The sequence below is a fragment of the Herbiconiux sp. 11R-BC genome (assembly GCF_049472555.1).
GTDB lineage: Bacteria > Actinomycetota > Actinomycetes > Actinomycetales > Microbacteriaceae > Herbiconiux.
Genome location: NZ_JBCEBO010000001.1, coordinates 329,097 through 343,583, shown reverse-complemented (window position 1 = coordinate 343,583; position 14,487 = coordinate 329,097). Strand labels below are relative to the sequence as shown.

General features: G+C 69.9%; 15 protein-coding genes. 9 read left to right on the top strand and 6 right to left on the bottom strand.

What is annotated here, in order from left to right; translation table 11 throughout:
* Positions 1 to 26 precede the first annotated feature (26 nt).
* The 4 genes from VD659_RS01535 to VD659_RS01520 all read left to right on the top strand — a co-directional run bounded on the left by VD659_RS01535 (position 27) and on the right by VD659_RS01520 (position 3,920).
* A complete protein-coding gene (locus VD659_RS01535) occupies positions 27 to 746 on the top strand; it encodes a PH domain-containing protein (RefSeq protein WP_423259389.1) in 720 nt (239 codons plus the stop codon).
* 97 nt (positions 747 to 843) lie between these two features.
* Positions 844 to 1,986, top strand: a complete 1,143-nt coding sequence (locus VD659_RS01530) for a 5-(carboxyamino)imidazole ribonucleotide synthase (RefSeq protein ID WP_423259388.1) — start codon at positions 844 to 846, stop codon at positions 1,984 to 1,986.
* A gap of 60 nt (positions 1,987 to 2,046) precedes the next feature.
* Positions 2,047 to 2,559 (top strand): 5-(carboxyamino)imidazole ribonucleotide mutase, encoded by a 513-nt coding sequence (gene purE / locus VD659_RS01525; protein WP_423259387.1) that lies wholly within the window; start codon positions 2,047 to 2,049, stop codon positions 2,557 to 2,559.
* Complete coding sequence (locus VD659_RS01520; protein WP_423259386.1) at positions 2,556 to 3,920, top strand: LCP family protein; 1,365 nt, start codon at positions 2,556 to 2,558, stop codon at positions 3,918 to 3,920. The genes purE and VD659_RS01520 overlap by 4 nt, the downstream gene beginning before the upstream one ends.
* Positions 3,921 to 3,969: 49 nt before the next feature.
* Here the strand turns inward: VD659_RS01520 and VD659_RS01515 are convergent, their stop codons facing one another.
* From VD659_RS01515 to VD659_RS01495, 5 genes are all read right to left on the bottom strand, one after another.
* On the bottom strand, positions 3,970 to 5,109 hold the full coding sequence (locus VD659_RS01515; protein ID WP_423259385.1) for a glycosyltransferase family 4 protein: 1,140 nt from the start codon (positions 5,107 to 5,109) through the stop codon (positions 3,970 to 3,972).
* A complete protein-coding gene (gene rfbD, locus VD659_RS01510) occupies positions 5,109 to 5,960 on the bottom strand; it encodes a dTDP-4-dehydrorhamnose reductase (RefSeq protein ID WP_423259384.1) in 852 nt (283 codons plus the stop codon). The genes VD659_RS01515 and rfbD overlap by 1 nt, the downstream gene beginning before the upstream one ends.
* Before the next feature lie 24 nt (positions 5,961 to 5,984).
* Positions 5,985 to 6,971, bottom strand: a complete 987-nt coding sequence (gene rfbB, locus VD659_RS01505) for a dTDP-glucose 4,6-dehydratase (protein WP_423259383.1) — start codon at positions 6,969 to 6,971, stop codon at positions 5,985 to 5,987.
* Positions 6,972 to 7,038: 67 nt separating this feature from the next.
* Positions 7,039 to 7,548, bottom strand: a complete 510-nt coding sequence (locus tag VD659_RS01500; RefSeq protein ID WP_423259382.1) for a hypothetical protein — start codon at positions 7,546 to 7,548, stop codon at positions 7,039 to 7,041.
* On the bottom strand, positions 7,541 to 7,879 hold the full coding sequence (locus VD659_RS01495; protein WP_423259381.1) for a helix-turn-helix domain-containing protein: 339 nt from the start codon (positions 7,877 to 7,879) through the stop codon (positions 7,541 to 7,543). The genes VD659_RS01500 and VD659_RS01495 overlap by 8 nt, the downstream gene beginning before the upstream one ends.
* 101 nt (positions 7,880 to 7,980) lie before the next feature.
* On the opposite strand from VD659_RS01495, the gene VD659_RS01490 reads away from it, so the two are divergent.
* From VD659_RS01490 to rffA, 5 genes are read left to right on the top strand one after another with little or no spacing between them, the layout of a single operon-like run.
* Entirely contained in the window at positions 7,981 to 8,508 is a 528-nt protein-coding gene (locus tag VD659_RS01490) for a GtrA family protein (RefSeq protein ID WP_423259380.1), read from the top strand.
* On the top strand, positions 8,508 to 9,344 hold the full coding sequence (locus VD659_RS01485) for a glycosyltransferase family 2 protein (RefSeq protein ID WP_423259379.1): 837 nt from the start codon (positions 8,508 to 8,510) through the stop codon (positions 9,342 to 9,344). Before VD659_RS01490 ends, VD659_RS01485 begins: the two co-directional genes overlap by 1 nt.
* Positions 9,345 to 9,361: 17 nt before the next feature.
* Positions 9,362 to 11,221 (top strand): hypothetical protein, encoded by a 1,860-nt coding sequence (locus tag VD659_RS01480; RefSeq protein ID WP_423259378.1) that lies wholly within the window; start codon positions 9,362 to 9,364, stop codon positions 11,219 to 11,221.
* A gap of 14 nt (positions 11,222 to 11,235) precedes the next feature.
* A complete protein-coding gene (locus VD659_RS01475) occupies positions 11,236 to 12,303 on the top strand; it encodes a glycosyltransferase (protein ID WP_423259377.1) in 1,068 nt (355 codons plus the stop codon).
* Positions 12,296 to 13,456: a dTDP-4-amino-4,6-dideoxygalactose transaminase gene (gene rffA / locus VD659_RS01470; protein ID WP_423259376.1), complete on the top strand. Its 1,161-nt coding sequence runs from the start codon at positions 12,296 to 12,298 to the stop codon at positions 13,454 to 13,456. The genes VD659_RS01475 and rffA overlap by 8 nt, the downstream gene beginning before the upstream one ends.
* Here rffA and VD659_RS01465 read toward each other — a convergent pair.
* Positions 13,441 to 14,364: an acyltransferase family protein gene (locus tag VD659_RS01465; RefSeq protein WP_423259375.1), complete on the bottom strand. Its 924-nt coding sequence runs from the start codon at positions 14,362 to 14,364 to the stop codon at positions 13,441 to 13,443. The two genes, rffA and VD659_RS01465, sit on opposite strands and share 16 nt — an antisense overlap.
* Positions 14,365 to 14,487: the final 123 nt, after the last annotated feature.

Genomic DNA, 14,487 nt, shown 5'->3' with positions numbered 1-14,487 from the left:
GGGCGGCGCGGTGGAGAATGAGCGCCATGGCCCGGTCGCAGCGCTCATCAGACTCCTTCGAGTTGCTGCTGCGCGGCGGCGCACCGGCACCGGCCGCGGCCCCGCGGGGCACCGCCCGCCGTGACGAGGCGAACGCCACCGAGCGCTTCGGCTGGGGGGCCGCGAACGCGGGCGGGCCGGCGGATGCCGACGCCGGATCCGGCCAGGCCGGGCCGCTCCACGGCGGGGCACCCGCGCACCCGGGCCCCGCGCATCCGGGGTACGGCGGCTACACCACCGCGGTCGAGCCCCTCGCCGAGACCGTGCTGCTGCGCACGCGTCCGCACGCGCGGCGACTGGTCCTCCCGGTGCTCGTGCTCTTCGCGACGGTGACCGCCTACGGCTGGTACGGCTGGCGCCTCCCCGAGGAATGGCAGAACTGGACGGCCTTCGGGGCGGCCTGCGGCCTCGTGTTCTTCGTGGTGCTGCTGCCGTTCCTGGCGTGGCTCGGCCACCGCTACACCGTGACCTCGCGGCGTGTGATCGCCCGCCGCGGCCTCCTCGTGCGTCACCGGCAGGACGTCTATCTGGCCCGCGTGAGCGACGTGCGCCTGCGCCGCGGCCCGCTGCAAGCGGCCTTCGGCACCGGCGACGTGCGGGTGATCGCGGGCCCCGAGCTCACCCTCGTGCTGCACGACGTGCCCTCGGCGCGCTTGGTGGCCGAGCTCTTGGGCGAGCTCACCGAGCACCCGGGTCAGGGGCTCTGAACGGAAGGAGATTCGGGGGTCTCAGCGACGAATCGGGTGGATTCGCGCCGAATCTCCTTCCATCCGGAGGTCTCGGCGCCGCGAGTAGGCTGGGTGCGTGACTTTCAAAGTGGGCGTGATCGGTGGCGGACAACTGGCGCGGATGATGGTGCCGCCCGCGATCGAGCTGGGCATCGACATCCGGGTGCTCGCCGAGGCCGAGGGGATGTCGGCGGCGATCGCCGCCACCGCCGTCGGCGACTACACCGATCTCGAGACCGTCGAGGCGTTCGCCGCGGGCGTCGACGTCGTCACCTTCGACCACGAGCACGTGCCGCAGGCCGTGCTGCGCGCCCTGCTCGACGCCGGGGTCAGCGTGCAGCCGGGTCCGGATGCGCTGCAGTTCGCCCAGGACAAGCTCGCCATGCGCGAGCGGCTCGGCGAACTCGGCATCCCGATGCCCGACTGGGCCCGCATCGAGACACCGGAGCAGCTCGACGACTTCATCGCCGAGCACGGCGGCCGGGCTGTCGTGAAGACCGCCCGCGGCGGCTACGACGGCAAGGGCGTGCGCGTCGTGGAGAGCGCTGCGCAGGTGGAGGAGTGGTTCCTCGCGCTGGATCAAGACGGTGGTCCGGATGCGGGAGCGCTGCTCGCCGAGGAGCTCGTCGACTTCCGGCGCGAACTCGCGCAGCTCGTGGCCCGGCGCCCGAGCGGCGACACCACCCTCTGGCCCGTCGTGGAGTCGGTGCAGCGCGACGGCGTCTGCGCCGAAGTGATCGCTCCGGCGCCCGGCTCGGCCGGCAAGGTCGCCGAGATGGCCGCCCGCATCGGCATCACGATCGCCGAGGAGCTCGGCGTCACCGGCGTGCTCGCGGTCGAGCTGTTCGAGACGACGGATAAGCGCATCCTCGTCAACGAGCTCGCCATGCGCCCGCACAACACCGGCCACTGGACCATCGACGGCAGCACCACGAGCCAGTTCGAGCAGCACCTGCGCGCGGTGCTCGACCTGCCCTTCGGCGCCACCGGGCACCGCGAGCCGTGGTCGGTGATGGTCAACATCCTCGGCGGCCCCGCCGACGGCGACCTCGACGGCCCCGCCGCGCTCGCGCTCGCCGACCAGCCCACGGCGAAGCTGCACCTCTACGGCAAAGAGCCGCGCCCCGGTCGCAAGATCGGCCACGTGACGGTGAGCGGCGACGACCTCGACGAGGTCGTGTTCCAGGCGCGCGCCGCCGCCGCGTTCTTCGCGAACTGACACCGTACACGCGGGTTCGGCTACGGGGTTCTCGCCGGAGCGCGACCTAGCATGAGGGACATGCCCTCAGACGAACCCGACATCCGGCCCCTGGTGGGCGTCGTCATGGGGTCGGATTCCGACTTCACCGTCATGAGCGACGCCGTGCAGGTGCTCGCCGACTTCGGTGTGCCCTGCGAGGTGCAGGTCGTCTCGGCGCACCGCACCCCCGAGAAGATGATCGCCTATGGCCGGTCGGCCCGCGAGCGAGGCCTCAAGGTCGTCATCGCCGGCGCGGGCGGGGCCGCCCACCTGCCCGGGATGCTCGCTGCCGTCACCACGCTCCCGGTGGTGGGTGTGCCCGTTCCGCTCGCCAAGCTCGACGGCCTCGACTCGCTGCTGTCGATCGTGCAGATGCCCGCGGGCATCCCGGTCGCCACGGTCTCCATCGGGGGCGCGAAGAACGCCGCACTCATCGCTGTCAGCATTCTCTCGATCACGGATGATGGGCTGGCCTCCGCCCTCGACCGATACCGCACCGAGCTCTCGGAGCTCGTCGAAGAGAAGAACACGAGCCTCCAAGCCCGCCTATGACCAGTACGACCGCGAGCCCGATCCGCTACCCGGACACCTCCAGCCGCAAGGCGATGACGGTGCGCGGGTGGTGGCTCGTCGCGCTCAACTTCCTCATCCCGGGCTCCGCGCAGGTGCTCGCCGGCAGTCGCAAATTGGGGCGTCTAGGCCTCTACTTCACGTTCGCCCTGTGGATCTTCGCCGTCATCGGCGTGATCGTGTACTTCATCTGGCCGCAGGTCATCTACTCGATGGTCACGCAGTCGCTCGCCCTGCTGTTCGTGCAGATCGTGCTCGTGGTCTACGCCATCCTCTGGGTCGTGCTCACCCTCGACACCCTGCGCCTGGTGCGTTTGGTGCGCGCTGGCCCGCGGGCGCGCCCGGCGCTGGCGCTGTTCTCGGTGCTGCTGCTGGTGGCCACCTCGGGCACGGCGGTGTTCGGCGCCTACATCGCAGGCGTCTCGCGCGGGGTCGTGGGCAGCGTGTTCTCGGCGGCCAGCGCATCCGTTCCTCCCGTCGACGGGCGCTACAACATCCTGCTCCTCGGCGGCGACGCCGGGCCCGACCGCGACGGCATGCGGCCCGACAGCATGACCGTGGTGTCGATCGAGGCCGACACCGGCCGCGCGACGATGATCGGCGTGCCGCGCGATCTACAGCAGGTGCCCATCAAGGAGGGTTCGCCCCTGATCGGCAGCGACTATGCGCCCGACGGCACCTACGACTGCGGTGAGGACTGCCAGATCAGCTTCCTCTACCCGCGCGTCATGGCGTTCGACCAGGATCTCTACCCGAACGCCGACGCGGCCGGCTCGAACGCCGGCGTCGAGGCCACGAAGGACGCGATCGAGGGGGCCCTGAACATCTCGATCCAGTACTACGTGATGATCGACATGCAGGGCTTCGCCGACCTCGTCGACGCGCTCGGCGGCGTCGACATCAACGTCACCGAGCAGCTCCCCATGGGCGGCGACGAGCAGGGCAACGAGATCGAGGGCTGGATCTGGCCCGGCGAGCAGCACATGAACGGCTACACGGCCCTCTGGTACGCCCGCTCACGGCACACCACGAGCGACTACGACCGGATGCAGCGCCAGCGCGAGCTGCAGACGGCCATCCTGCAGCAGTTCGACCCCGTGAATGTTCTCACGAAGTTCCAGGGCATCGCGGAGGCCGGCGCGCAGATCGTGCAGACCGACATCCCGCAGTCGATGCTGCCCTACTTCGTCGACCTGGCGCTGAAGACCAAGAACCTGCCGATCGACAACGTCGAGCTCACGCCGCCGCTGATCGACCCCACCGACCCCGACTGGACCCTGGTGCGCCAGACCGTCGCCAACGCCATGGTGCTCTCCACCGCCACCACGGCCCCCGCCGGCTGACCCGCCTCCTGCCCCGGCACTCTCCAAGAACAAGGAGGAGGGGGCGGGGCTAGAGGTCGGCGTGCAGCTGCCAGACCTTGTCGGCCGAGTCGCGCCAGGAGAAGGCGCGGGCGCGGTCCAGGCCCGAGATGGAGAGGCGGGTGCGCAGCGCGGCATCCGTCGTCACCGTGTGGATGGCGTCGGCGAGCTGCCCCGGGAACTCGGCAGGAGTCGTGCGCTCGACAACGAAGGTCGACCCGGCGGCCACCTCGAGCAGCGCCGGGACGTCGGCGTGGATGACCGGGGTGCCGAAGTGGAAGGCCTCCACGAGCGGCAGCCCGAAGCCCTCGGCCTGGCTCGGGTAGACGAACACGGTCGCGCGCTCGATCGTGAGCGCGAGGTCGGAGTCGCTGAGGAAGCCCAGCACCCGGATGCGCGAGGCATCGACCCCGGCCGAGGCCGCGACCGACGCCACGTCGAACTCGCCCCAGCCCTCGGGGCCGGCGATGAGCAGCGGCAGCTCGTCGGTGGCGGGCGACGCGAGCGCCTGGATGAGCGCGGCGAGCCCCTTGCGCGGCTCGAGAGTGCCGACGGCCAGGATGTAGCGCTCCGGTAGCCCGAGCGCGGCCACGCGCGAAGCGGGGTCGGCCGGGAGCCGCAGCTCGTCGCTGACGGCGCCCCCGATCACACGCAGGCGGTCGCCGAAGTTGAAGTAGCGCGAGAGCTCCTCGGCCACGGCGTGCGTCGGCACCACGACGGCGTCGGCGTACTTCGAGGCACGCTTCGCCATGGCCTTGTGCCAGCTGACCCCACGGGGCGTGAGGGTCTCCGGATGCGTCCACGGCACGACGTCGTGAATGGTCACCGCCGTCTGGTTGCCGAGTTCCTCGCGCCGGTCGTGCTTGCGCAGCGGCGCGAGCAGGCTGGTGGCGTGCACCATGCCTCCGCCCGAGGAGCCGATGATGCCGTGCTGCCACGCGGCCGCGAGCTCACGCCGCGGCAGGGTGGCGCGGTGCAGGCCGGCGAGTCCGGGCAGCTTCTGCTGCACCTCCTCGGCGGTCTCCGACGGCACCGCCGAGATGATTCCCTCGACGTCGCAGTCGCGCGGAGCGGTGGCGATCAGCTGTCGCGTGAGCTCGAGCGTGTAACGCCCGATTCCGCCAGGTACGGGGGCGACCAGCTGGTCGACGATCACCCGCAGCGTGGCCATTACTCTCCAAAAACTCCCGAGCTCGCCGCGTCATGGAGCGCGGCCCGCCAGCTGCGCATGGGTTCCAGGCCTGCTCGGGACCACGCGTCGTGCCCGAGTACGGAATACGCGGGACGCGGGGCAGGGCGGACGAACTGCGAACTGTCGGTCGGCTTGACTTTATCAGGGTCGATTCCGGCTTCCTGAAAGGTTGCCTGGGCGAAGTCGAACCAGGAACCCTGACCGGAGTTGGTGCCGTGGTAGACGCCGGCCGGCGCATCCGCGTCGACGAGGGCCACCAGCTGGCGCGCGAGGTCGGCGGTCCAGGTGGGCTGTCCGACCTGGTCGTGCACCACCGAGACGCTGTCGCGCTCGCGGCCGAGGCGCAGCATGGTCGCCGGGAAGTTGGCGCCGTGGGCGCCGTAGAGCCAGGCCGTGCGCACCACGTAACCGCCGGCCGGGTTCAGCCGCAGCACGGCTTCCTCTCCGTCGGCCTTGGTGCGCCCGTAGGCGTTCAGCGGGTCGCGCGGCTCGTCTTCGGGGTAGGGCGAGGTGGCCGAACCCTGGAAGACGTAGTCGGTGGAGATCTGCACGAGCTTCGCGCCGTTCGCCGCGGTCGCCTCGGCGAGGGTGGCGGGGCCGTCGGCGTTCACCGCGTGCGCGGCGGCCTCGTCGGTCTCGGCCGCATCCACCGCCGTGTAGGCGGCGCAGTTGAACACCACGTCGATGCCGGAGAGGGCGGATGCGACGGCCGCGGCATCGGTGATGTCGAGCTCCGAGCGGCTGAGCGCCACCACGTCGCGGCCGGCGAGGGCCTCCTGGAGGTCGCGGCCGAGCATCCCGGCCGCGCCGGTGATGAGATAACGCGTCATGTCAGCGAATCCTCTCCGGCCCGATCAGACCAGGGCGGCGCGGGCCTTGAGGGGCTCCCACCACTGCCGGTTGTCGCGGTACCACTGCACCACGTCGGCCAGGCCCTGCTCGAACGGCACGAGAGGCTCGTAGCCGAGCTCGTTCTGGATCTTCGAGATGTCGACCGAGTAGCGCAGGTCGTGGCCGAGGCGGTCGGCCACGCGGTCGACGTACGACCAGTCTTTTCCGGTGGCGTCGAGAAGGAGCTGCGTGAGCTCCTTGTTGGTGAGCTCGGTGCCGCCGCCGATGTTGTAGATCTCGCCGGCGCGGCCATTGACGAGCACCATCGCGATGCCACGCGTGTGGTCGTCGACGTGCAGCCAGTCGCGGATGTTGTTGCCCTCGCCGTAGAGCGGAACGTGCTTGTCGTCGATGAGGTTCGTGACGAACAGCGGGATGACCTTCTCGGGGAAGTGGTAGGGCCCGTAGTTGTTCGAGCAGCGCGTGATCGAGATGTTCATGCCGTGCGTGCGGTGGTACGAACGGGCGAGCAGGTCGCTGCCGGCCTTCGAGGCCGAGTAGGGCGAGTTCGGCTCGAGCGGCCGGTCCTCGGCCCAGGAGCCCTCGGCGATGGAGCCGTAGACCTCGTCGGTGGAGACGTGCACGAAGCGGGGGAGGTTGTTGCGCAGCGCCGCGTCGAGCAGCTGCTGCGTGCCGAGGACGTTGGTCTCGACGAAGATCGACGCGTCGCGTACGGAGCGGTCGACGTGGGATTCGGCGGCGAAGTGCACCACCGCATCCAGGCCCGGGAACAGGTCGTCGAGAAGCTGGCCGTTGCGGATGTCGCCGTGCACGAAGGCGAGGCGCGGTGAGTCCTTCACCGGAAGAAGGTTGTCGAGGTTGCCGGAGTAGGTGAGCGCGTCGAGCACGACGACCTCGGCGCCTTCGAGGCCGGGGTAGGCGTCTTCGAGCGTGCGCCGGACGAAGTTGGAACCGATGAAACCGGCGCCGCCGGTGACAAGAATCTTCATGTGGGGGAGGTCTCCTCGCATTGTGGTCGCGTCGATTCTAGCCGGAGCCCCTCGCCGCCTCCTGTCGTCACGCCTCCGGGCGGTTGCGCGGATGCCGCGAGGCGAGGATCTCGCGCAGCGTCGGCAGCACGCGCTGGTCTTTCGGCCGGTTCGCCGCCTGCTTCGAGCGGATGACGTCGGCGAGCGACGCCACCCGCACCACCACGCCCTGGACGGACACGTCGAAGGCGTCCCGTGCGAGATCCGGAAACCCTGTCGTGCCGTCCGGATGGAACGAGATGTCGAGGCGGCCGAACGACGTGGCCAGGTTCCAGACCTCGGACCGGCCGAGCGATGCGCCGTCGTGACCGAACGGCACTCCGAGAGGTTCGGTTGAGGTATAGACCCGGGCTTCGAGTTCATCGAGGGCTCTCGACAGTCTGTCGAGGTTCTCGGCTGACCTCTCCGGTGTGACGTCGACGTCTTCGGTGGGGAATGGGGAGCCGCTCGCGATGGCGGCCAGGCCGCCGATCAGCACGTAGCGCACCTCGTGCCGGGAGAGCGTGGCGAGGATCTTCTCGAAGTCGAGATCAGTCATGAGCATTGATCACATTGAGCCCGGAGGAACGGAGTGAGGAGAAACGCCGTATCGTCGCGGCGTGGTGCGCGAGGCGCTCCTCGGGTGTCAGCTGCTCCAGGTCGGCGACGAGCCCTCGATCTGACTCGTCGCGCTCGACGAGCATGAGGTCGAGGTCGAGCCCCATCAATCGGAGATAGCGGATGACGTCGTCGAAGCTCGGCGAGGTGCGTCCTGATTCGAGGCGGGCGATCGCCGACTGCGTCGTGCCGGCGAGCTCGGCCAGTTGTCCCTGGGTCAGCGCGACCCGCCGTCGGCCCTCCCGGATCAGATCGTTGCCGATGCCCTTCATGGTGAAAGCATAGCAATAGTGCGCTATAGCGATAGCGCTATGTGCGACACGGACACGTGTCGTGAGGCCGGCTCGCAGCTTTCGAGCCCTAGAGTTGCCCCGTGACACTGCCGGACGAGAACGGCGCAGACCGCTCGGGGCTCGTTCTCCGCCTCATCAAAGACCAGCGCGTGGCCTTCCTCCTGGTGGGCGCCACGAACACGGGCGTCGGCTTCCTCTTCTTCGTCTTCTTCGACCTCACGGTGGGAGCCTGGGCCGACCAGGCCTTCAACCCCACGATCGGCTCGCTCGCCACCCTGGCCTGCGCACACGTGCTCGGCGTGCTCTTCGCCTTCGTGCTCTACCGGCGCTTCGTGTTCCGGGTGACCGGCCACGTGCTGCGCGACCTCGCCCGCTTCGAGAGCGTCTACCTCGTGTCGATCGGGATCAACGCCGTCATCCTGCCGGTGCTCGTGGGCTTCGGCTGGAACCGCATCCTGGCGCAGTTCTCCATCCTCATCATCACCACTCTGATCAGCTACTTCGGGCACAAGGGCTTCTCCTTCCGGCGCGAGGTCGAAGCGGCCACCGAGATCGACCTCGAGCACGACCAGCACCACGACGTCGAAGAGAAGAAGGAACGCGACTGATGCCCCGCCTCTCCGTCGTCATCCCGGCCTTCCAGAACGAGGCCTTCATCGCCGACACCGTGCGCTCGGTGCTCGAGCAGAGCTACACCGACTTCGAGCTCGTGGTGGCCGACCACGCCTCGGCCGACGCCACCCTCGAACGACTCGAGCCCTTCGCCGGCGACCCGCGGCTGCGCATCCTGCACACCCCCGCGGGTGGTGGCGCCGAGGCGAACTGGCGCCGGGTCTCCGAGGCGGCACGCGGTGAGTTCTTGAAGCTCCTGCCAGGCGACGACCTGCTCTACCCGGGCGCCCTCGAGGCGCACGTCACGGCGCTCGCCGAGAACCACGAGGTGGTGCTCGTGTCGAGCCCCCGCGACATCCTCGACGCCCACGGGCGCGTCACCATCAAGAACCGGGGCCTGCAGGGCGTCGCGCGCCGCGTGCAACCGGGCGTGCAGGTCATCCGGCAGACTGTGCGGCGCGGCACGAACGTGTTCGGAGAACCCGGATGCGTCACCTTGCGCCGCGCGACCCTCGAGCAGGCGGGCGGCTGGGATGCCCGGTTCCCCTACCTGATCGACCAGACCACCTACTCCAAGGTGCTGCTGCGAGGCGACTACCTGCCGATCGACCGCACGCTGGCCGGCTTCCGGGTGAACCAGGGCCAGTGGAGCGTGGCCCTCGTGAACGAGCAGGCGAGCCAGGCGAAGGCCTACCACGCCTGGTGCCGCAGCAAGGCACCCGACACCATCAGTCCCTCCGACGTCTGGCTCGGCAACCGCCGTGCCGAGGTCATGGCGCTCGCCCGGCGCGCCTACTACACCGTCAACCGAAGCCGCATGAGCGCGGAATGAGCACGGAGCACCACCGCATGACTACTCACACCGCCGCGGCCGCCCCCGCGGCATCCGGTTTCGACCGCTTCAGCGCCCGCCTCGCCTCGTTGCCCTGGTTGCCGTACGCGCTCGCGGCGCTCTTCTCGCTGCTGGCCGTCTGGTTCGGCCTGAACCTGTGGACCCTCGACTGGAGGGTGCCGCTCTACTACAACGGCGACGCCCTGGCCGTCGCCTCCCACTTCAAGACCATCATCGAGACCGGCTGGTTCACCCACCAGGCCGACCTCGGCGCCCCGTACGGGCAGTTCTACAACGACTATCCGCAGGCCGACAACCTGCACTTCATCGCCGCGAACCTGCTGCGCGTGTTCACCGGCGACTTCGGCGCGCTGATGAACATCTACTTCATCGTCGGCTTCCCGCTCGCGGCCGTGACCGCGGTGTGGTTCCTGCGCCAGGTGGGCGTCTCGCGCACGCTGTCGGTGGCGCTCGCCGTGGCCTACTCCATTGCGCCGTACCACTTCATCAAGGGCGAGGGGCACCTCTTCCTGGCCGCCTACTTCGTGGTCCCGCTCGCTCTGGGGCTGCTCTGGCGGGTGGCCAACGGGCTGCCGCTCTGGCGGCTGCGCGGGCCGGAGGAGCGCGGCGGGCGGTGGCTGCGGGTGGTGACGGCCCGGAACGCGGCGACCATCGGCATCCTGGCGCTGCTGGGCACCGCCTCGAGCTACTACTCGGTGTTCGTGGCGCTCGTGCTCGCCGTGGCGGGGCTCGCGAAGCTCTGGCAGACGCACTCGTGGCGGCGCTTCTTCGGGGCGGCCGGGGCCGGCCTCGTGATCGTGGTCACCATGGCGATCAACCTGCTGCCCGACTTGCTCTACCGTCTCGCGAACGGGGTGAACGAGGCGGTTCTGGTGCGCAGCCCCCCGGAGGCCGAGCTCTACTCGTTCAAGCTCTCCGCGCTGCTGCTGCCCGTGCCGGGTCACCGCTTCGGGCCGTTCGCCACGCTCCGGCAGCTCTACGACGCCCACTACCCGTTGCCCTCCGAGGAGCCCGCGCTCGGCCTCATCGCGTCGGCCGGGTTCGTGTCGCTCGTCGTGATCGCCGTGTACCTGCTGCTCACGGCGGGCAAGCCGCGCTGGCGGGCGCCGAAGAGCTACGTGCGCGCCCTATCCGTGCTAGCGGGGCTGACCCTCGTGGCGTTCTTGTTCGGAACCGTCGGCGGGCTCTCGACCCTGCTCTCCTTCGTCGACTTCCCCATCCGCTCCTGGAACCGCATCGCCATCCTGATCGCGATGCTCGCGCTCGCCGCGCTGGGTCTGCTGCTCGACCGCTTCGTGCGCTGGGTCGTGAAGCGGATGCGCCGCCGGAGCCCGGGCGTGCGCCGTGCCTTCGTGGCGGTGCCGCTCGCGCTCCTGCTCATGCTGCTCGCGGTGTGGGACCAGATCCCGCCCATCTCGGCGGAGGCCCGCGCGGCCACGGTGGCGAGCTTCGACTCCGACGCCTCGTTCACGCAGCAGGTCGAGGCGACGGTCGCGCCGGGATGCCTCATCTACCAGCTGCCCTACATCGCGTTCCCCGAGTCGCCGCCCGAGAACGGCGCCACCGACTCCGACGAGCTGCGCATGTTCCTGCACTCGACCGACCTCCGCTGGTCGGCGGGCGGCATCAAGGGCCGCGCTCCGATCGACTCGGTGGGCGCCTACGCCTCGCTGCCGGTGCCGGAGATGCTGCAGAAGCTGCAGGGCATCCAGGCCTGCGGCATCGTCGTGGACCGGGCGGCTTACGCCGACGGCGGCGTGAGCATCCTGTCGCAGCTGCAGGCGGCGCTCGGCATCTCGGTGCCCCGGTTCGACTCGGCCGACGGCCGCTTCGCGTTCATCGGAACCGGCTCGTGATAGCTTCGGGTCCCGTGGACGCCGCAGCCCCTCAGGACGTCACCGAGTACACCCTCTCCGTGGTGATCCCGGTGTACCAGGGCGAGCGCACCCTCACGGCCGTGGTCGAGGAGCTGCTGCCGTACACGCGGGGGGCCGTCACGCCGGGCGGCGTGGCCTACCGGGTCACCGAGGTCATCCTGGTGCACGACAACGGTCCCGACCACTCCGACGCGGTGATGCGGGCGCTCGAGGTGCAGCATCCGTTCGTCAGCATCCTCTGGCTCAGCCGCAACTTCGGGCAGCACGCCGCCACCATCGCGGGCATGGCGGCGTCGACGGGCCGCTGGATCCTCACGATGGACGAGGACGGCCAGCACGACCCCGCCTCGATCGGCGACTTCCTGGACACCGCCATCCGAGAGCGCGCCGGCGTCGTCTACGCGCGCTTCACCAACGAGCGCCCGCACGGCCTCTTCCGCAGCGCCGCCTCGAAGTCGTCGAAGCGGATGCTCGGAGCCGTCTTCACGCTGCCCGACGCCACGCAGTTCCAGAGCTACCGCCTCGTGCGCGGCGACGTGGGGCGCAAGCTCGCGGGCTTCGCGGCGACCGGTGTCTACCTCGACGTCGCCCTCTCCTGGGTCACGAACCGGGTGGCGACGAGCCCGACGGTGCTGCGCAGCGACGACGGCCGGGTCTCGGGCTACTCGCTCGCGGGCCTCTTCGCCTACTTCTGGCGGATGGTGCTCACGAGCGGCACCACGGGCCTGCGCCTGGTGAGCGTGCTGGGCGGCATCCTGGCCCTGATCGGGCTCGTCGTCGCGGTCTACGTGGTCGTGTCGCTGCTCGCCGGCGCGAACACCGGCACCGAGGGCTGGGCGTCGCTCATCGTCGTGGTGCTGCTGTGCTCGGGTGCGATCCTGGTGTCGCTCGGCGTGATCGCGGAGTACATCGGGGTGTCGGTGAACGTCTCGATGGGGCGGCCGCTCTACCTGGTGGTCGACAACCCCGAGACGATCATGCCGGAGTCGGGTGAGCCCGGCGAGTCAGGCGAGACGGAGCATCCGGGTTCGGGCGAGCCGGAGGAGGGCCGGAATGCCTGACGACATCGTCTTCAGCCGCCCGTTCCGCACGCCGGCCGAGCTGCCGAACCTCGAAGCGGTGCTCGCCTCCGACCACGCGCACGGCGACGGGCCGTTCACCGCTTCCGCCACCCGGCGCCTCACCGGGCTGCTCGGGGTCTCGGATGCGCTGCTCACGACCTCGGGAACCCACGCCCTCGACATGGCGGCCCTGCTGCTCGAGCTCGAGCCGGGCGACGAAGTGGTGTTGCCGAGCTTCACCTTCTCCTCGGGCGCCACCTCGGTGGTGCTGCGCGGGGCCACGCCCGTGTTCGTCGACATCGACGAGTCGACCGGCAACATCGATCCGGAGCAGGTGGCCGAGGCCGTCACGGGGCGCACCCGAGCGATCTCGGTGACGCACTACGGCGGTGTGCCGGTCGCGCTCGACGAGATCGGGCGCATCGCCGCCGCCGCGGGCATCCCCGTCATCGAGGACAACGCGCACGGCCTCGGCGGCCGCACGGGCACCGGCCCGGATGCGCGCATGCTCGGCTCGGTGGGCGCCTTCGGCATGCAGAGCTTCCACGACACGAAGAACGTGCACTGCGGCGAGGGCGGCGCGCTCATCGTGAACGACCCGGCATTGCTCGAGCGGGCCGAGATCATCCGGGAGAAGGGCACCAACCGGGCCCGGTTCCTGCGCGGTGCGGTCGACAAGTACACCTGGCAGGATGCGGGCTCGAGCTACCTGTTGTCGGAGCTCAACGCGGCCGTGCTCGACTCGCAGCTCGCGTCCTTCGCCGAGATCCAGGCCCGGCGCCATCGCGTCTGGAACGCCTACGCCGACGGCCTCGCCGGCTGGGCCGACGACCTCGATCTGCGCTTGATGTCCGACGACCCGGGGCTGTCGCACACCGCGCACATGTTCTGGGTGCTGATGCCCGACCACGCCGGTCAGGGCGCGCTGATCGACCACCTGCGCGCGCTCGGAATCCGGGCCGCCTTCCACTACGTGCCGCTGCACTCGTCTCCGGCGGGGGAGCGCTTCGGCCGCACCGCGCATCCCGACGGCGTGCTCGCCCGCACCGACTCGTTCTCGTCGCGGCTCGTGCGGCTGCCTCTCTGGGCGGGCATGACGGATGCGCAGGTCGAGCGCGTGCTCGAGGGCGTGCGGGCCTACCGCACCGCCTGAGCGACCGGCTCGGGTGCAGTGGCGACCGCGAGCGCACCCGGGCGTGAGCCGAGCCTGAGGCGCAGTGCCATCGCGCGCTTCTCGACCAGATGCCAGGAACCGAACGCGAAGCACGCTGTCACGGCGACGACGACCACCAGGTTGACGACGACCGGGATGGCGCCGAACGTCGCGATCACCGCCTGCTGCACAGGGAAGGCGTAGAGGTACATGCCGTAGGAGAGGTCGCCGAAGCGGGCGGTGCGCCGGAGCACTGGTGTGTTGGCGAGCCCGAACGAGAGCACGACGTAGGGCATCAGGAGCCAGCCCACGACCGTGGGATCGATCACGCCCAGGGACGGAACGGTCAGCCAGAGCACGGTCGCGAGGAGTGCGACGTCGAGACGGAAGAACGACCGCTTCGCGGCGGCCGCGAAGAGCGCCCCGACCGCGAAGAAGCCCCACAGGCGGGCCGCCTCGTTCACGAGCGTGCCCCACACGACCACCGGCTCTCCGGCGCGCAGCACGAGCAGCCAGCCGAGCGTGGCCGCGAGCCCCAGCACGACGATCGTGGGCAGGATCAGGCGCCGGGGCAGGAACCCGATCAGCAGCACCACGACGTAGCAGAAGAACTCCGCCGGGAGCGTCCACAGTGATCCGTTCACGGCGATCGGATATGGGAGGCCGCCGAACACTCCGGGCAGCGTGTAGGCGGGGCGCAGTGCGATGTTCCAGAGGTAGTCCCAGGTCGCCGGATCGGTGAAGTACTGCCGCACGGAGAGGGTCGAGAACACGATCCCGAGCACGACGATCGAGGCGAGCACTACGGTGATCAGCGCGGGGAAGATGCGAAGCAGGCGGTTCACGGAATACTGCAGTGCCGTGTTGCGGCCGAGGCGGCTCTTGGTGATGAGGTAGCCGCTGATCACGAAGAACAGGCCCCGAAGACGTGGAGCGGCACTCCGCCCACGATCGGGGTGAGTGCGGGGTTCCCGCGAAGAGCGAAAGAGTGGCCGACGATGACGGCGACTGCGGCGACGATCCTGAGGAAA